17 protein-coding genes are annotated in these 17,856 nt (G+C 61.7%); 13 read left to right on the forward strand and 4 right to left on the reverse strand.

The features are described 5' to 3' along the window. The 3 genes from GWE18_RS30520 to fhuB all read left to right on the forward strand — a co-directional run bounded on the left by GWE18_RS30520 (nt 1) and on the right by fhuB (nt 3,984). Nucleotides 1-981 carry an alpha/beta hydrolase gene (locus GWE18_RS30520; RefSeq protein WP_275189431.1) on the forward strand — a complete coding sequence of 327 codons (981 nt, stop codon included), beginning with the start codon at nt 1-3 and terminating at the stop codon, nt 979-981. 83 nt (nt 982-1,064) lie between these two features. Continuing rightward, entirely contained in the window at nt 1,065-1,991 is a 927-nt protein-coding gene (locus tag GWE18_RS30525; RefSeq protein ID WP_275189432.1) for an ABC transporter substrate-binding protein, read from the forward strand. Then, complete coding sequence (gene fhuB, locus GWE18_RS30530) at nt 1,978-3,984, forward strand: Fe(3+)-hydroxamate ABC transporter permease FhuB (protein ID WP_275189433.1); 2,007 nt, start codon at nt 1,978-1,980, stop codon at nt 3,982-3,984. The genes GWE18_RS30525 and fhuB overlap by 14 nt, the downstream gene beginning before the upstream one ends. Nucleotides 3,985-4,017: 33 nt before the next feature. Here fhuB and GWE18_RS30535 read toward each other — a convergent pair whose 3' ends face one another. Together GWE18_RS30535 and GWE18_RS30540 are read right to left on the reverse strand one after the other, a co-directional pair. After that, entirely contained in the window at nt 4,018-4,842 is an 825-nt protein-coding gene (locus GWE18_RS30535; protein WP_275189434.1) for an ATP-binding cassette domain-containing protein, read from the reverse strand. Between the two features lie 70 nt (nt 4,843-4,912). Further along, nucleotides 4,913-5,974, reverse strand: a complete 1,062-nt coding sequence (locus GWE18_RS30540) for a siderophore-interacting protein (RefSeq protein WP_275189435.1) — start codon at nt 5,972-5,974, stop codon at nt 4,913-4,915. Nucleotides 5,975-6,277: 303 nt separating this feature from the next. Between GWE18_RS30540 and GWE18_RS30545 the strand changes: the two genes are divergently transcribed. From GWE18_RS30545 to GWE18_RS30555, 3 genes are all read left to right on the forward strand, one after another. Continuing rightward, nucleotides 6,278-7,981 carry a cyclic peptide export ABC transporter gene (locus GWE18_RS30545; protein ID WP_275189436.1) on the forward strand — a complete coding sequence of 568 codons (1,704 nt, stop codon included), beginning with the start codon at nt 6,278-6,280 and terminating at the stop codon, nt 7,979-7,981. Nucleotides 7,982-8,330: 349 nt separating this feature from the next. After that, nucleotides 8,331-9,275: a GNAT family N-acetyltransferase gene (locus tag GWE18_RS30550; RefSeq protein ID WP_275189437.1), complete on the forward strand. Its 945-nt coding sequence runs from the start codon at nt 8,331-8,333 to the stop codon at nt 9,273-9,275. A 22-nt stretch (nt 9,276-9,297) separates the two neighbouring features. Then, nucleotides 9,298-10,596, forward strand: a complete 1,299-nt coding sequence (locus tag GWE18_RS30555) for a lysine N(6)-hydroxylase/L-ornithine N(5)-oxygenase family protein (protein WP_275189438.1) — start codon at nt 9,298-9,300, stop codon at nt 10,594-10,596. 5 nt (nt 10,597-10,601) lie between these two features. Here GWE18_RS30555 and GWE18_RS30560 read toward each other — a convergent pair whose 3' ends face one another. Further along, entirely contained in the window at nt 10,602-11,411 is an 810-nt protein-coding gene (locus tag GWE18_RS30560) for a 4'-phosphopantetheinyl transferase superfamily protein (protein WP_275189439.1), read from the reverse strand. 199 nt (nt 11,412-11,610) lie between these two features. Here GWE18_RS30560 and GWE18_RS30565 point away from each other — a divergent pair, with 199 nt between their 5' ends. Further along, complete coding sequence (locus GWE18_RS30565) at nt 11,611-12,054, forward strand: hypothetical protein (protein ID WP_275189440.1); 444 nt, start codon at nt 11,611-11,613, stop codon at nt 12,052-12,054. A gap of 86 nt (nt 12,055-12,140) precedes the next feature. On the opposite strand, the gene GWE18_RS30570 is transcribed toward GWE18_RS30565, so the two are convergent. Next, on the reverse strand, nt 12,141-12,281 hold the full coding sequence (locus GWE18_RS30570) for a hypothetical protein (RefSeq protein WP_275189441.1): 141 nt from the start codon (nt 12,279-12,281) through the stop codon (nt 12,141-12,143). Between the two features lie 417 nt (nt 12,282-12,698). Between GWE18_RS30570 and GWE18_RS30575 the strand changes: the two genes are divergently transcribed. The 6 genes from GWE18_RS30575 to GWE18_RS30600 all read left to right on the forward strand — a co-directional run bounded on the left by GWE18_RS30575 (nt 12,699) and on the right by GWE18_RS30600 (nt 17,838). Beyond that, nucleotides 12,699-13,379 carry a serine protease gene (locus GWE18_RS30575; RefSeq protein ID WP_275189442.1) on the forward strand — a complete coding sequence of 227 codons (681 nt, stop codon included), beginning with the start codon at nt 12,699-12,701 and terminating at the stop codon, nt 13,377-13,379. A 47-nt stretch (nt 13,380-13,426) separates the two neighbouring features. Then, nucleotides 13,427-13,885, forward strand: a complete 459-nt coding sequence (locus GWE18_RS30580; protein ID WP_275189443.1) for a hypothetical protein — start codon at nt 13,427-13,429, stop codon at nt 13,883-13,885. Between the two features lie 329 nt (nt 13,886-14,214). Beyond that, a complete protein-coding gene (locus tag GWE18_RS30585) occupies nt 14,215-14,964 on the forward strand; it encodes a secretin and TonB N-terminal domain-containing protein (protein ID WP_275189444.1) in 750 nt (249 codons plus the stop codon). Continuing rightward, a complete protein-coding gene (locus tag GWE18_RS30590) occupies nt 14,961-15,701 on the forward strand; it encodes an energy transducer TonB (protein WP_275189445.1) in 741 nt (246 codons plus the stop codon). Before GWE18_RS30585 ends, GWE18_RS30590 begins: the two co-directional genes overlap by 4 nt. A gap of 187 nt (nt 15,702-15,888) precedes the next feature. Continuing rightward, nucleotides 15,889-16,431 carry an RNA polymerase sigma factor gene (locus GWE18_RS30595; protein WP_275189446.1) on the forward strand — a complete coding sequence of 181 codons (543 nt, stop codon included), beginning with the start codon at nt 15,889-15,891 and terminating at the stop codon, nt 16,429-16,431. 420 nt (nt 16,432-16,851) lie between these two features. Further along, nucleotides 16,852-17,838 (forward strand): FecR domain-containing protein, encoded by a 987-nt coding sequence (locus GWE18_RS30600; protein WP_275189447.1) that lies wholly within the window; start codon nt 16,852-16,854, stop codon nt 17,836-17,838. The last annotated feature ends 18 nt before the right edge of the window (nt 17,839-17,856 follow it).

A 17,856-nucleotide genomic window follows, 5' to 3' on the forward strand; every position in this document is an offset into this window, starting at 1 on the left:
ATGAGCCTTGATCCCGATATCGCGGCGCTGCTCGAGATGGTGCAGGCGGGGACCGAAAGCGGCGCACGCATTCCGTTTCCGCAACTGACGGCCACGCAGGCGCGGGTCGATTTCGATGCATCCTCGCCGCTGCTCGATGTCGATCCGCCGGCGCTCGCGTATGAGCGCCAACTCTCGCTGCCGACGCGCGATGGAGCCAAGATCCACGCGCGGCTTTACGCGCAGGAGGAGCCGAGCGGTCGCAATCCGGCACCGGTTCTTCTCTATATGCACGGCGGCGGCTTTGTCGTCGGAAGCCTCGATTCACATCAGCCCTTGTGCCGCGGTCTCGCCGGGGACAGCGGCGCGGCCGTGCTGTCGGTTAGCTACCGGCTTGCACCCGAGCACAAGTTTCCGACCGCCTTTGAGGATGCCGTCGATGCGCTGGCCTGGATCGGCCGCGAGGGGGGCACGGCGGGACTAGACGCCAGCCGCGTCGCCGTCGGCGGCGACAGCGCCGGCGGCACCCTTGCCGCAGCCCTCGCCATCGAGGCAAAGGCGGACAGTGGCCTGCCGCAGCCTGTGCTTCAGGTTCTCGCCTATCCTGGCCTGAGTTCCCGGCAAACGTCCGATTCTTACGAGCGATATGGTTCCGGCTATCTCCTGGAGCGCAGCACCGTCGACTGGTTCTTCCGGCAGTATCTCCGCGACGATTCCGACCGCGACGATTGGCGCTTTGCACCACTCGCCGCACCCGATCTCGCAGGGTTGCCCCCGGCGCTCATCGTGCTTGCCGAATTTGATCCCCTGGTGGACGAGGGGCGCGACTATGCAGCAAGGCTCCGCGCGGCCGGTGTTCCCGTCGATCTGCAGATCTATCCGGGCATGGTCCACGAATTCCTGCGCATGGGAAACGTCGTGGCCGATGCCCTGCAGGCGAGGGCGGCGATCGGGCAGGCACTGGCCAAGGCTTTTCGCGCCGCAGGCGAAAGGGCAGCGTGATGTGGAAATGCAGTGCGAATGAAGGTATGTCATGACTGTCACCCTCCGCAGCCTCGCTGCAAGGCTTTCTTGAGCCGGATTCCATGAGCACGTTTGTCCCCGACTACAGGCTGTCCCGCCGCGCGCTTCTGAGAGCGGGTATCGGTGGCGCAGCATTTGCCGGTGGCCTGCCAATGGCGCTTGCGCAAACCGTTGGATCGCAATCCGGCCCCCGTGTTGCCGCGCTGGGCTGGGCCTGCGCCCAGACGATCCTGGCGCTCGGCGTGGTGCCGCTGGTTGTCCCGGAGATCGAGCGTTACGGCAGGCTCGTCGTCGAGCCGGCTGTCCCGCCAAGCGTTCAGGAAATCGGTCTGCGGTCGGAGCCAAATCTCGAACTGCTGCAGAGCTTCGCGCCTGACATTATCATCATCGATCCCAGTATCACTGCCGCAATGCCCCGGCTCAAGCTGATCGCCCCGGTTGAGGTCTTCACGATTTTCAAGCCCGGCCGGCATCCGCTGGAAACGGCGCGTAGTTCGACGATGGAGCTTGCGCAGCGTCTCGGCGTGAAGGCGGCATGCGATGCCTATCTCGCGCGTTTCGATATCGCCATGGCCGGCTATCGTGAACAGCTTCGGGACCGCGGAGGCAAGCCGCTTTATCTCGTCAGCGAGATCGCGCGCAACCGTGCGCTCGTATTCGGTCCGAACAGCCTCTATCAGGAGGTGCTCAGCCAGTTCGGGTTGAGGAATGCCTGGACCGGACAGAGCGGTCCGTGGGGACACACCAGCGTCGGCCTTGAAGTGCTCGCTGCGGTTCCGGATGCACGCTTGGTCCTGATGAGTTCGCGGGTTGCCGATATCGAAGCCCTGCTCAAGGCAAGCCCGGTGCTGCGTACCCTGCTTTTCCTCCGCTCGGGCCGGCTGACGGTGCTGGGAAATCAGTTCTTCTATGGCGGTGTGCCGGCGGCCGAACGCTTCGCACGTCTTCTGGCCGAACGTCTGCCGCAGGAGAACAATGAGCAAGGTTGACGCGCTGCCCGCCCGGTCCGGGATCGAGATGCATCCGGCGATGCTGATGGCGTTGCTGTTTGCGGCAGCTTCTGCGCTGACGTGGCGGCATTTGTCGGGATATCTGCCGGCTGGCGCATGGTTGCCGGTGCTGTGGCGGCCCGAGGTCAACGACCCACAGCAGATGCTCGTGCATTACACGGTGTTTCCGCGCATCGCGGTGGCGCTGCTGGCCGGCGCGGCCCTTGGCCTGGCCGGCACCGTCTGCCAGCAGGTGCTGCGCAATCCGCTTGCTGAGCCTAGCACCCTCGGTGTCTTGAATGGAGCCTATCTCGCGCTGGCCGTAACAACCTTGTGGGCGCCGTCGCTGCTCGCCTTCGGCCGCGAGTGGATTGCGCTGGCGGGAGGGTTCTTTGCATTTCTGTGTGTGTTCGGCCTCACCTGGCGCCGGGCATTATCGCCGGTAGTGCTGGTGCTGGCCGGACTGATCGTTGCCTATTACTGCGCCGTGACGACCCAGGCGTTGGTGCTGCTCAACCATGAATACCTGATCGGCCTGTTCATCTGGGGCGCTGGCTTCCTTAATCAGCAAGACTGGAACAACGTGGCGTTCCTCGCACCGCGTTTTATGATATCCTTCGTGCTTGTCGCGGCGATGGTCCGCCCGCTGACTTTGCTCGGCTTCGATGACGAGACCGCGCGCAATCTCGGCCTCGGATTGACGGGCGCGCGGCTCTGCGCGCTTGGCATCGCGATCGCGCTCAGCTCTTCGGTCGTCAGCGTGGTAGGCGTAATGGGCTTTGTGGGTCTTTCGGCGCCGGCCATCGTCATGCTGTCGGGAGCGCGCCGGTTTCGCGACCGGCTGATTTGGGCGCCGCTTTGCGGCGCTCTGCTGCTATGGCTGACAGATGAGCTTGTGCTGCTGATTCCTCCCGGCTATCGGGAAATGCCCGCTGGCGCCGCCACAGCCCTGATCGGCGCGCCGATGTTGCTCGTGTTGCTGCCGCGGCTACGGGCCACCGCGCCGGTGGGGAACCTGACGCCATCCGTTCCATCACGTCTTGACCATCCCTGGCGGGTGATCCTGTTCGCTCTCGCCTTGCTATTGCTCGTGGTCTGGATCGCGCTTGCCGTCGGGGTCGGTTCAGAGGGCTGTAGCTGGAGCGGCCTGACCGGCATTCAGGAATTTCTGCCATGGCGCTGGCCGCGCGTGGTGTCGGCCTTGGCTGCGGGGGCCACGCTGGCGGTGGCCGGCACGCTGCTGCAACGCATGACCGGAAATCCAATGGCTGCGCCGGAGGTGATGGGCATCAGCTATGGCGCCGCGATGGGCGTGATCGTTCTTCTGTATCTTTTTCCTGCTCACACGCGCCTGGCGCAGATTGCAGGCGGCGGGATCGGGGCGTTCCTCGTGCTGGCGCTGGTTCTGCTGTTCAGCCGGCGATCCGAGTTCAGCCCGGAGCGTGTGCTGCTGGCTGGCGTCGCCATGAGCGCGGCGTTCGGCGCGATTATCGCCATGGCGCTGGCGACCGGCGATCCCCGCATCGGCATGCTGCTGTCGTTGCTGACGGGATCGCTGTATCAGATCGGTCCGGCCGAGGCCGCGGTACTGGCCGCGGCCGCACTCGTCTTGCTGGTGCTGGTGCCGATGCTGTCACGCTGGCTCGACATTCTGCCGCTCGGCGCGGCAGCGTCGCGCTCGATGGGCGTATCGATGGCGAGAAGCCGCATCATCATCATGCTGCTGACCGCATTGTTGACGGCGACGGCGACGCTGATGGTGGGGCTTCTGAGCCTGGTCGGTTTCATCGCGCCGCATATGGCGCGGATGATGGGCGCGCAGCGCGCGCTTCACCAGGCGGCGCTGGCCGCGCTGATCGGAGCCATACTGATGGTATTCGCGGACTGGGCCGGGCGAATGGTGATATTTCCGTTCCAGATGCCGGCCGGCATTTTCGCGATGATGCTCGCAGGGCCCTATCTTGTCTGGCTGTTGCGCCCGCAGCGTGGATGATGTGACGCGGTGAAGCGCAGGTGCCTTGCGTGCTCATCGCGCGAAGCTGATGAGATGGCTGTGATCCGGAGACGGCATCACGCCCATCGGAATGCCGTAGATGTTTTCGAGTTCGGCCGGCGTCATGATCTTGTCCGGGCCGCCGCGTGAAATCAGCTTGCCCGAATGCAAGGCGATGATCTCGTTGCAGAAGCGTGCCGCCATATTGACGTCATGGAGCACGACGACCACGCCGAGATTACGCTCGCGGGCGAGTTGCTTCACGAGCGACAGAACCTCGATCTGATGGGCGATGTCGAGCGCCGAAGTCGGCTCGTCGAGCAGCAGGCATTCGGCATCCTGCGCAACCAGCATCGCGATCCAGACCCGCTGGCGCTCGCCGCCTGACAATGTATCGACCAGCCGGTCCGCAAATGGCTCGATGTGGGTCAGCGCCATGGCTTCCGCGACCTTGTCGCGGTCGGTGTCGCCAAACCGGCCGAGCGCGCCGTGCCAGGGATAGCGGCCGAGCGCGACCAGCTCCTTGACCAGCATGCCGGCGGCGGGCGGTGTCTGCTGCGGCAAATAGGCGACCTTTCGGGCGTATTCCCGATCGCTCCATTCGCGCAATGCGCGTCCTTCGAAACGGATCGTGCCGGATGAGCTTGGCTGCTGCCGCGCCAGCAGCTTCAGCAAGGTCGATTTGCCGGAGCCATTGTGCCCGATCAGTCCCACGACGCTGCGCGCGGGAAGGGAGAGGGTGAGCGGTTCGAGCAACGCGCGCCCCGCCACCGCGAAGCCGACCTGGTCGAGTTCGAACAAGGGCGCAGGCGCATCGGGTGAGGCTTGCGCGATTTCGGTTGGCCGAACTACGTGCATGGGAATGTACCTGCGGCAACGATGCGGTGCGAGGCGAGTGCCGTCCCGCCGGCCTGCGCGTGTCGGAGCATCATGGCTGACGCAGGCTCCAATACGCGACCGCAAGATGCTGCTCGCGGGAGAGTTTTCGCTGGTCGCGCAAATGGTTTCGCAGCGCCTTCAGCGCCTGTGCTTCGCACGCGACCCATGCGAAGATTTCGCGATGATCAGGCCATCGCGCGGCCTTGACGGCATCGACCAGCAACTGCGTCGTCCCGGCCGGGCTGTCGCCGCGATGCAGCCAGCGGATCGATACACCGCTGGGCGCGACCAGCGGAACTTCCTCGAGCCGGTCGGCGACTTCGATGAAGGCTTCACCCACGGCCGTTGCCGGCAGCGTCTCGAGAATCCGTGCAATGGCGGGCAAGGCGGTTTCGTCACCCGCCAGCAGCAACCAGTGCGCCGGACGAATGCCTCGCCCGAGCGGGCCGGCCATGCCGCAAATGGCGCCGGCTTGCGCATTGAGCGCGAATGCCGAGCCAGGGCCGGCATGATCATGGACCACGAAATCGATGTCGATCTCGCGGCTCTCCAGATCGATGCGGCGGATGGTGTAGTAGCGGGTAACAGGCCGGCGGTCAGGTTCCGGCCAAAGGATACGTCCGTCCGGCGCAGGCCACGGCCATTCGGGTTTGGCGAGGCCTTCGGGGGGGAAATACAGGCGGACATGCAGGTCGTCATCGTTCACGAAGCGGGCGATGTCGTCTCCGGTGAAAGTCAGCCGGCGCATGCGCGGCGTCAGGTCGATCGCTGCCTTCAGTCGCACTTCGCGGAAATTGGCCAGCGTGCCGCCGTTGGACTCATGGCCGGACCACACGATGGTCGGTGCTTCGTCGCCGGCGAACTCGATCACGTGCGAGGCGACGACCGAGCGCAGCATTTCGAGGTTGCCCTTGTCGTTGGCTTCGACGCGGATCTTGAGCGCCTCGGCCTCGACGACAAGCGAACTGGTTCCAAACGGCAGTTTCGCCACCATCAGACCGTCCTGGTCCTCGAAGGCGATGTCATGCTCGGCCAGATGATCGATCATCCGGGCGGCGAGGCCGGCGGCATCGGGAAGCGGGATGCGGGTTTCGGAGATAAGCGAATCCAAAGTCATTTCTCCAGTCGGGCCTGTCCGATGCTGGCCTGCAAGCGCTTCGATTTTGCGGATATCGCCCGACACAGCGGCTGGATCCAAGTCCTACTCGCTCATCGGCTGTAATGCAAAGGCGGTACTAGTTTCATTTTATTAAACGCGTTGCTGATCACAAATTAGAATCGATCGAAAAAGGCTGAAAAATAAGCTCTGGAAGAGTGGTGCCGCCATCATGTATTCGCATCACGGCGGCAAGGCTGTTCGTATGACGACGGGCCGTGTAGGTTCGCTTCAGCTCTACTCCAGCGCGCGGCACTCATGATGAATCCACGAAGCGGCCTGACGGCGCAGATCCTGTATCTCCTGCGGCCCTACTGGCAGATAGTGCTCGGCGGCACTGTTCTCGGCGTCGTCGGTGGCGCCAGCGTTGCGGGGTTGCTCGCGGTCGTCAATCGCGGGCTCTACGCGACGCAAGGCGACGTCGCAACGCTGCTGTTCGCGTTCGCAGGGCTGTGTCTGCTGATCCTGATCGGATCCATCGGCGCCGACATCAGCGCCAACTATGTTGGGCAACGGATCATCGCAGAGCTTCGCAAGTCGCTTGCCGCCAAAATTCTGGCGGCTCCGATCGACCAGCTCGAAATCTATCGGACACATCGCCTGATCCCGGTCCTCACGCAGGATGTCGATACAATCAGCGATTTCGCGTTCTTCTTCTCTTCCTTCTTCGTGTCCCTCGTCATCACGTTTGGCTGCATGGTCTACCTGGCGGTACTGTCATGGCCGCTATTTCTGATTACGGGGCTGGTCATCATCCTTGGTTCGCTCGCGCATGCCTTTGCGCGAACGCGGGGCGTTAAGGGCTTCAACGCCGCTCGCGATTCCGAAGACGAATTGCAGAAGCATTATCGCTCGATTGCCGAGGGCGCGAAGGAGCTGCGGCTGAACCGGATGCGTCGTCAACGTGTCTATGTCGAGCAGCTTCAGCGCACCGTCGACCGGATCAGCGCGGTGCAGATCAAATCGATCAATCTCTTTGTGACGGCGCGGGCGCTGGGCACGATGCTGTTCTTCGTCGTGATTGGCGTGGCGCTGACCTTGCGTCCGGTCCTCTGGCCCGACAGTCCTGCCGCGGTCTCCAGCGGGTTCGTCCTGGTGCTGCTCTATATGCGGGGGCCCATCGACCAGGTCATCGGAATTCTGCCGTCGCTGGGGCGCGCGCAGGTGGCGATGCGGCGTATTGCCGAGCTTTCGGAGCAGTTCTCGACGCCTGAACGGGACTTGCTGGCGGCGCCGTCAACCGCGCCCGATGGATCAGGCAGGATCGAATCGATCGAACTTCGCGGCGTATCGTACGGTTTTCGTGCTGTGCCCGGCAGCAATCCGTTCGTGCTTGGACCGATCGACCTGCATGTCCGCCGGGGGGATGTTGTCTTTATTGTTGGTGAGAACGGAAGCGGAAAGACCACGCTGATCAAGCTGCTGCTCGGTCTATACGCACCGCAGAGCGGCACGCTGCTTCGCGATGGCCTGCCCGTCGAGACGGAAACTCGAGATGATTACCGGCAGCTCTTCACCACCATCTTTTCCGACTATTACCTGTTTGAGGATCTTCTTCAGGGCGCCGGAATGGTGCCTGATGCCGCAGAGCGTTATCTGCAGCGATTGGAGGTCGCACACAAGGTATCGGTCGAGAACGGCGTATTTACAACGACTGACCTGTCGACCGGTCAACGCAAGCGGCTGGCGCTGATGAATGCCTGGCTTGAGGAGAGGCCGGTCCTCGTATTCGACGAGTGGGCCGCGGATCAGGATCCCGCCTTCCGGCACATCTTCTATACGGAACTGCTGCCCGACTTGAAGCGCATGGGCAAGACGATCATCGTGATCTCGCATGATGACCGCTATTTCGGCGTGGCGGATCACCTTGTGCGACTCCGCCATGGCAAGATCGTCGCAGGTGAGGCGATGGCGCATGACGTCATCAAGCCGTCATCGGTTCCAACCGACGCGTCTCTTTAGAGCTATTTTATTCTCGGAAAGAGTTTGAGTAGAAGTTCAGGCTCTTCCGAGAAGTACGCCGCCGATAGCATATGAAGCTTCTCGCGACGCCGTTTTGTCAGATTTGTAAGGAATCTAAACTGCGTGTGTTGGCATTTCTTGTCATCCTGCGCGGGAGTGCTTTAGATCGCAAGCGCGAGTGAAGATCGCGTTCTGTTTTGAGCAGTCATGGTTGCGATGCGAGGGCCGGATGAACAAAGCTTCGAGCTCCGCGACAGGGCCTCGCGCGTTCCCGATCGGACCGCATTCTGCGATGACAGTCGTTCAAGACGGCGGAGGAGACCTTCGCGTTGCTGCGGGCGCCGCGACAATGATGCGCCTGCGTCTCGACGAACGGCTGAATCATCTGAAAGTATTGGACGCTCCCGACGATCTGCAACTCGCGATACCAGCGGTTTCCGCGGCAGCAGAAGCAATATTCGGGTGGCGGTCGAGCCTTGACCGGCTCGTGCTGGATTCAGCCGGCAGGGAATCCATTGCGCGCGAGCTGATCGACCATGGCGTCGCTGTCATGGCGGGAACGGACATCGCGCTGCTTCCCGAACTGGTGATGCAGCGCCGGGATAATTGGCTGGTCAATGCCGAACGGCCGCCAATGCCGCAACTCCATGTGATGACGGACGGCAAGCGCCATCCGCGACGCGCGCCAAAGCCGGCGGGTAAGGTGTATGCCCGCTTCATACCCTGGCTCGCGGAGGTGATCTCCTTTCGCGTCGCCAATTTGGACGATGACCTGCATCTGCTGCACCGGTGGATGAACGATCCCCGCGTTGACACGTTCTGGAACGAAGCGGGCGATCTCGAAAAGCATCGGCGCTATCTGTCCGGCATCCTGGCGGACCCGCATATGCTGCCGCTCATCGGCTGCTTCGATGACGAGCCGTTCGGCTATTTCGAACTCTACTGGGCCAAGGAAAATCGTATCGCACCGTTCTACGATGCCGACGATTACGATCGCGGCTGGCATGTTGTCGTTGGCGAGGATGCCTATCGCGGGCGCCGCTACATCAGCGCCTGGCTGCCATCGCTGATGCACTACATGTTCCTGGACGATTGCCGAACGCAGCGAATCGTCGGCGAGCCGGCGGCGGCGCATTCGCAGCAGCTCCGCAATCTGGAACTTTCGGGATTCGCGAAGATCAAGAATTTCGATTTTCCACACAAGCGGGCCACGCTCGTGATGCTGCTGCGCGAGCGCTTCTTTGGTGACCGGCTGTGGCTGCCGGCAGCCACCGCGCCGGCGGCCACGTCCTAACGTCCGAACGGAGCGCAGCTTCATGTCTCACCAGCTTGCGATCGAGCACGACGTCATCGGCGTCGGATTCGGGCCTTCCAATCTCGCGCTTGCAATCGCATTGGACGAGTGCACCAGAAGGTCACGTCTGAAATGCGCTCCTCTGTTCGTGGAGAAGCAGCCGCACTTCACTTGGCACGGCGGCATGCTGCTGCCGGGGAGCGACATGCAGATCTCGTTTCTCAAGGATCTCGTTTCGTTGCGCGATCCGACCAGTCCGTTCACCTTCGTGAACTATCTGCACAAGCGCGGCCGTTTGCAGGATTTCATCAACTGCCGGACGTTTTATCCGAGCCGCGTTGAATTCAACGACTACCTCCGGTGGGTAGCCGCCCAGTTCAAGACTCAGGCGGCCTACGGTGAAGCCATTGTCGCCGTCGAGCCGGTGACGGCCGGACAATCTGTGACGTCCTTGCGGGTTCATTCGCGGAACCTTGCCGGCGGGGAAACGGTGCGGCTTGCAAGGAACCTGGTGGTTGCGGTGGGCGGGCGACCGTACGTCCCGCAAGTATTCGCGAAGACCGCCGATGATCCTAGATTATTTCACTCCAGCCGCTACCTCGATAAGGTCGAGCGCGCCGGCTTTGGCGCAACGGCTGCGAGCGTGGCCGTGATCGGCGGAGGACAGAGCGCGGCTGAGGTGACGGTAGATCTTCACGGCCGCTTTCCGGACGCGAGCATTGATCTTATCTTTCGAGGCCATGCCTTGAAACCGTCCGACAGCAGCCCGTTCGTCAACGAGATCTTCAATCCGGACTACACCGATTTCATCTATGCGCAGCCCGCTGAGCGGCGAGATGCGATCGTTCGCAACTTCCGCAACACCAACTATGCGGTTGTCGATTCAGATCTCCTCGATCAATTGTATCGATTGCTCTACCAGCAGCGTGTTAGCGGCGAGACAAGGATCGCGTTGCACCCGCGAAGCGAGATAATGGCTGTGGATGCGAGACCTGAGGGCATCGAGATCAGCCTGGTTGACAAGTTCGGAAGCGGAAATCGCCGATCGACCTATGATGCCGTCGTCCTGGCCACCGGATACGACAGGGAAGCACCGCACGCGTTTCTGGAGCCGATCCAGCGCTACATTCGCGACACTGCGCTGGACCGCAACTACAGGCTCGTCACCAGCCCGGCATTTCGGCCGCAAATCCATCTCCAGGGATATTCGGAAGCCTCTCACGGCTTGAGCGATACGTTGCTGTCCGTTCTTGCCACGCGTTCGCAGGAAATCGCAGAGTCGCTGCTTTCGACGATTTCGCGCCGCGAACTGATCGCGTAGGGACGTTAGACGGCGGGAGCGATCAGCCGCCACTCTGCGGCGGATCCAAGTGCATCCGGCACCGCGAGCACGGCAGGCGAGGCGCCAGCATCGATGGTCACCGTATTCGGAGGTATCGTGAATCCAACAGAAGCGGCCTTGAGTACCGCTTCCTTGAGGGTCCAGTAGCGAAGAAAGAGCCGGGGCCGCAGTGCTACGGGAGCGTTCCGCAGGACCTTCCGCTCTTCTGCAGCCAGGACGATTTCGCTGATGGAATCCATATCGGCGATTTCTCGCAGCGGTTCGATATCGACTCCGATCGGCATGCCGGCCGCCGCAACGGCTACCGCGCCCCGGGCGTGGCTCAGACTGAAGTCGAGATTCGCTGGACCGCCAACGAGCGCAGGCTTGCCATGTGCCGACGGCTCGAACCGCAGTGCGTCGGCGGGTTGGTCTATAAGCCTTCCAAGCAGCAGGCGAGCGCCTGCATGCGCGGCCAGATAGCTCATGCGGTCCTCAATATGGAGGAACCGCGCCATACGATCGGTCTCTTCGGCATCGAGCACTTTCGCGGCTTGCTCGATACTGAGTGTGTCGTGTTCGCCGGCCGCGACGTGCGGCGACGGAAATACTGTTGCCAGCCAGAGAACGATCTCTTCCGGTTCCAGTGGCTCGATCGCGCTTGCGGTGGCTGCACCAGTCAGCCATCGCACATGCAATTGCGCCGTTGGCGCCGCGCAATTGACGGCGATCGCCCACGCGAGGGACGCGCTTGCATGTCCCATTGAGAGCGTTGCGGCAAACGGCCCGTGTTGAACCTTGCGGTAATTCGTCATGTTTGTTGGCTAGGCGACCAGTGCGCAATCGATTGCAACTCTGACGCGTATAGATGCATATGTGAAAACGATCTGACTTAGAATCCATCTAACTGAGGCCGGTCGAGACCATGTGTGGTTGCGACAAACGTGGATGGTGCTGATAGATTCATTCTTAAGCGCATCTACCGCAATTGACAGAATCAACGTGGAACCGTCCATGAGAAAATCCGTCCCTGTCGAGCAGCATATCGATAGCTATTTGCCGGAGCGAATTGCAATCATATTGGTTCGCAGCCAGCACGCAGGTCTCGTCAGCAAGGAGCTATCCACGCGCATCAACTACCTCCTCGAGATTGCATCGCTTCATACCAGGAACGAGCTTCTTGGACAGCCGGGCCTGGGGCGCTTGAGTGCGCAGCGGGTCGAGAAGTGGATGGCATTTCATGGCCGGCGTCTTCGCTGCAGCGAAGAGAGTCTCGATAGTGTGATCTGCCGATTCGGTTTTCGGCAGGCATTTATCGAAGAACGGGTTGGCCGGGCCGCGCCCGCGTCGGTGATCTCGCCGGAGGACAGAGACAAGGTGTTGCGCGGGCTCGGTTCATGCGGCACGCGCGACCAACAGCGATCGGACCGGCGAATGGCGATGAGCCAGAGTGGCTGAACTGAAGTTGCCGCAGTCTTTGCATTGAAGGCCTTGCTTGGGCTGGTAGAGGCCTCGTCTGACCGCGCAACTTCCGTGATCGGCTATCAACTGAAGAACAGTGCTTTGCCGCCAGACGTGGGAAGTTCGGCGAGCAGCCAACGTTTGGACACCTGAAGCGCGCGGTTGCGCTGTGCGCTCGGCGGATGGACGAGCCATAACTCCCGCAAGATCGTAGTCGTGGTCATGGCGGTCGTCCGGCACCTTGATCGTTTTGCATCCGCGTCGTCGCGAAGACGCGCGGCTCGCCAACGCCCCAATGGAGAGCTTCCACACGCGCAAGACCGAACTCATCCAATATGCAGCGGGAGGGAGCCAAGCGCGATATCTTTGCCCATATCGAGGGCTTCTTCAATCGAACCCGTCGCCACTCGGTCATCGGCTACATCAGCCCCATCGAGATGGAGCTAAAAGCAGCTTAAACATGTTCATTTTTTCGGGGAAAGATCTATTGACGTCCGATGCGCCGCTCCCCGCTCAAGCTCGGAGCAGGGTGCGGGCATGACGATTTGACGCCGCGTTGCCGTCATGAGAAACGGTGCGACGTGATGCTTCGACGCTTGATCCTGCTTGGAGTCGCAGCCCTCGCTGCCGTTGGGCCAGCGATGGCACAATCGTGGGTGCCCGTTCGGGCGCCTGAAAATACCGCGACACGATCCTTGGCGCGCCCGCCTGAGCCGGCCACTATCCCTCGCGAGAAAAGTGGCACCGCATTCTTCGTTGATGATGCCGGCCACATGCTCACTGCGCGCCATGCGGTGGAGGACTGCACCCGCCTTTTCGTCGCCAAGGAAGGCCGCATCGTCTTGGCCCGGACCGTGGCGCTTTCGCCCGGCTTCGATCTTGCGCTGATCAAGGTCCCGAAAACCATGGGGTTGGCTGCCGTATTCCCGCGCGGTGGAGCAGCCGCCGTCAATGACATGATGTTCGCGGCCGCTTATGACACGCTGCCGGGGATGACGACACGCGGCGGCACGCTTGCAAATGCCAGGGTGACCCCGAGCTATGGCGGCAGCGAGGCTGGCCACCTTGTGCTGGATTCCACCGTCACCTTCGGTGCGAGCGGTGCGCCGGTGCTTGACAGCCGCGGCTTGGTGGAAGGGGTGATCAGCCGTCGTACCAGGATCGATCGGGTGTTGGCGGTGGGAGCGGGCGAAGCCAAGGCGTTTCTGACCAGCAACGGCGTCCGCTTCGATCAGGATGACCGGCCGCAGATGGCGGGTGGTGGCTCACGCGCCAATCGCGCCGCCTCGATCTCGGCCCGTGTCACCTGCCTGCAAAACTGAGCGGGCAAGGTGCGGCGCCGCTTCGAATTCACAGGGATACGCCCGCCATGCTCGTCGTCGATTCGCGCATCCGCCTTCGATGGTCCGCGATCGCCCTATGCGCCCTCGTATCTTCTCCATGGCCGCTCTTCGTGCCAACGGGCGCTGCGGCCCAGGGCCTCGACTACCGCGATCCGTCGCAGGCGCCGCCATCCTGGAGGCAGTTTGCAAAACTGGTACAATACCGCTTTGAGACATGGATCACCGCCGACGAGGAGGTGGCTAATCGCTTCCGCAGGTATCTAGCCAATTCCGGAAAGGAAGATGGGCCGCCGCCAACTCTGGTGGTGCGGGCCTGGCTCAATCCGGACGGGACGGTCGAGCGGGTGTCGTTTGCCGCGCTGAAGGACGCACGGGCCGATGCTGATCTGCGTACCATACTCACGCGCGGAAATGTTGGCGAAGCGCCACCACCGGAGATGCTGCAGCCTCTTAGCCTGCGCTTTTCGCTCAATCTCAAGAAGTGATGCTCGACATTCGGCGTCTGACCGGGCTTGGTTCTCCGCGGAGCGGGCTCAACCGTGCGCAAATCGAACTGAGCCGATGAGATGGCTGTCATACAAATGATATAAAGGATGCGCTCGCTTGTACCCCTTCCGTCAACGATCTAGATATGCCGCCGCAAAGTGGGTGGTTATCGATCGAACCGGCCGGACGTTCATTGGTGCGAATATTGGCCGATTGAAGCAGCGTTATGATGGCAGTTGTATCATATGTCGCCGGGGCAGGGGGCGCCAGCTATGGCTCTCGTCCATGTAGCAGACGCGTTGGAGCAATCCGTCGTCTGGCACGGCGCTTGGCGCGATATGGAAGGACGCCCGCGCCCGGCGACGATGGGCAAAATCGAAAGCTGCATCTGGTGGCATATGCGGCATTATTGGTAGCGGGCATCTGCGCCGCGGATGCAGATGATCGTAAAGTCTTCAAGCCGGACGAACTCATCGCATTCCATATCCCGCCCCAACCCCTGGCTGAAGCTCTGCAGTCTTATGGGCAGACGACCGGCATTCAGGTGCTCTACGAGAGTAACTCTGCCGTCGGCCGCACGTCGGTGGCAGTCGAAGGGAAATTTACAGCCGATGCAGCGCTTAACCTGTTGCTGAAGGGAACCGAATTGCGCGTGCGCTATATTCGTCCAGACGCAATTACCCTTGCCCTGCCATCTGCGGAAGCCGTCAATTCTGCGCCGCCGGCGATCCCGCTGGCGACGTCGGATTTATCTTTGGGAACATTGCGGGTGCGCGGATCAAGCGACAGCGATGGCGCGGCCCGGCTGCTGGATTACAGCCAAAGAGTTCAGATGGATATCCAGAATGCACTTCGAAAAAACCCAAGGACACGGGATGGAAGTTACCGTGCGGTGCTTGATCTCTGGATCGATTCCGCGCGGACGATCGAGCGAACCGAATTGTTCCGGTCGACAGGTGACCGTGAGCGCGACGCGGCCGTTGCGGCGGCGCTGCGCGGTGTGACGATCAGCCGGCCGGCGCCCGCGAACACGCCGCAGCCGGTCCGCGTCGTCATCGTCGTAAAGTCCCTGCAATGAGCATTGACGAGCTTCACCAGCGAACTCCGAAGGGGCCGGCATCGCCGGTGCCGCCGGCGTTGCTACCTTATGAGAACGAGACCGGCGCGTGGTCGTCGGGAGAACTCTTTCGGTTGTTTGTCGCGCCGGCCCTGGTAACCCTTTTGCTCGTCGGCGGAGTTTACTGGATCAGGCTGCAAATGCCGGCAGGCTCGACGGGTCAGCAACAGACTTCGGTCGTGCAGGTTCATTTGCTTCCGCGCCCCGATTCTGCTCCGATAGTCACGGCTTCGGCTTCGCATTCGACCACGCAGGCTGTCGCCAGCCGTACCGACACTTCATTGAAGGAACCGGATCCGGCGACGGTGGACGAGCCTGCGCCTGTTCCGAGAGCGAGGACCTTCTCGTCCGCGGAAGCTCCGCCGTCGAATATTCTGTCGGCGCCCTCAGCGGTGAGTGGACCTGCGAGCAGCGCGGCCATCAAATTCCAGCAGGCGCTGATGCGGCACGTCGCGCAATATCAGCGTTACCCGAACGCAGCCCGTGCGCTGCGTCTCCAGGGAAAGGTCGATACGCAGTTCTCGATGAGTAGGGACGGCAAGCTTCTCGGCGTCTGGGTCAGAACGAGTTCTGGCCAGAGCTTGCTCGACAAGGAGGCGATGGAGACGATCCGCCGGGCGCAGCCGCTCCCACCCATACCTTCCGAGTTGCCCGACCGTTTGAACATTCACGTGCAACTGGTATTCGATCCTTCCTGACCAACTCTTGGTGGTGAGTTGAACAGTTCTGTTGCCGAGACCGCCGCTGATTGCGCGAACCGGTATCTGATGTTCTCTCGCAGGTGGCATTTCTTTTCGTCATAAATGTGTAGTTCAGCGCCGCTACGACCTGCTGATCGTCGGGGGGCGAGCGGAACGATGGTAATGTGTTTGGGGCCTGCGCAACGTGGGTGACAGCAATCGAATTCGGCTACGTGGACAGTTGGTCGAAAACTACGACGGGCTGATCAGGAAGCTGACACGTCGCCTGGGATCGTCGGATTTTGCCCACGACGCCCTGCACGAGACATTTTTACGGCTGGATCGTGTGACCGACGCGGTACCGGTTCGCAGTCCGACCGACTACATATTCCGCACCGCCATCAATATCGCGAAGGACCGGCAAAAGGCCCACAGCTATCGCGTGAGCTCGTCGGAGATCAATGCGCTGCTGGACGTTTGCGACGAGGACCCCGATCCGGCGAGAATAGTTGAAGCGCGATCGGAGATCGAAGCCTTCAAGCGGGCGCTGGCCGAATTGCCGCCTCGGCCGCGGGAAGTGCTCCGCAGTATTTCCATTGAAGGCCAGTCGGCGCGCGAGGTCGCGGCGCGGCTTCAGGTGAGTATCCGCACCGTCGAAAGCGATCTGAAGCTGGCACTTGGCCACTGTGCCGACAGCCTTGACCACACTTTGCACCGCCGCCTCGGCGGCCCGCGTCCCCGATCGTGATCGATTGGTGCTGAAACGTCGCGATCAATGCACGTTCTGGAGCGAGCCGGGGCGGCATTGGACAATAAGCGAACAAATTTGAGTGACGCGTCGTTTCGTTGCAGTTTTTCTTCGGGATAGCCGCTTCCCAGTCGTCTATCGAGTAGATGCCATGTAACGGCACCACGGCGGCAAGCTGGATGGGAAGTTCTGAGGGAATGACGCGAGCCGTCGAAGCGAGGTCTGTTCCAAGCCAAGCGGAGGCGCGGACCGCCGCTTCCCGTTCAGGGGCCTGTCTTGAAGCGACCGATCGTCCGATCATCGAAGCACGCATCAAGGTGCTCGAAATTGACAGGAATTGGCGATATATCGAGGTCGGACGGCATTGGCCCCATTAATCAAGCACATTGGCTTGCGAGCGCGGCAGATGGACGATAAATCGTGACCGCAGCGAGCGATACATCCGAACGCGACGCGCTTTTGGACGAGGCCCTTGACTGGGTTGTCCGGCTCAAGACGGCTGCTCCGACCAGAGCGGACCTCGATGCGCTGCAGTGCTGGCGCCAGCAAAGTCCCGCCCACGAGGAAGCTTTCAAAAAGGCTGCGCGACTCTTCCGCCATGCAGGTATCGCAGCTAGCGAACTTGCCGATCAACCGGATGCTGTCAACGCCGCGTCGGCCTCGCAAAGACTGCTATCCAAAGTGCTTGCACGCCGCGCATTTTTGGGCGGCGCGATCGCGGCGGCGAGCGCGGGCTATCTGGTCGTTCGTCCGCCGCTCGGTCTTTGGCCGTCCCTCGACGAGCTATCCGCCGACTACCGGACTGGCAAGGGTGAGCAGCGCAAGGTCGCCGTCACGCCGGATGTGTCCTTGGAGCTGAACACCCAGACCAGCATAGCGCTGCGTTCGGCACCGGACGAAACCCGGATCGAGTTGATTTCCGGCGAAGCCACAGTGGCCGCCACGCGGTCTTCGCCGAAGCCATTCGTCATGCTGGCTGCGAACGGGCGCATTACTGCGAAACAGGCGGATTTCAATGCGCGTTGCCTTGATGGCATTGTTCGAGTGACATGTCTGAGCGGAATAGTGGATGTCGCCCTGGGCACCAACGTGGTCCAGCTTCACGCGGCGGAGCAGGTCTCCTATTCGGTCGGTGGAATTGAAATGTCCGTGCCGGTCGATCCGGCGCAGGTTACAGCCTGGCAGGCCGGGCTGTTGATTTTTCGCGACCAGGCGCTCGCCGATGTGGTGGACGAGGTCAATCGCTATCGACCCGGCAAGATCATCATTACAAATGCGGATCTGAAGCATCGGGTCGTCAACGGCACGTTTCAGATCAGCAAGCTCGCGGATTTCGTGCTCCAGGTCCAGCAGCTATTTGGAGCCCAGGTGCGATCGCTGCCGGGTGGGGTCGTCCTGCTCGGTTGATCCAATTGAGCTGCAGAA

It is taken from the genome of Bradyrhizobium sp. CSA112 (genome assembly GCF_029051645.1).
Lineage (GTDB): Bacteria > Pseudomonadota > Alphaproteobacteria > Rhizobiales > Xanthobacteraceae > Bradyrhizobium.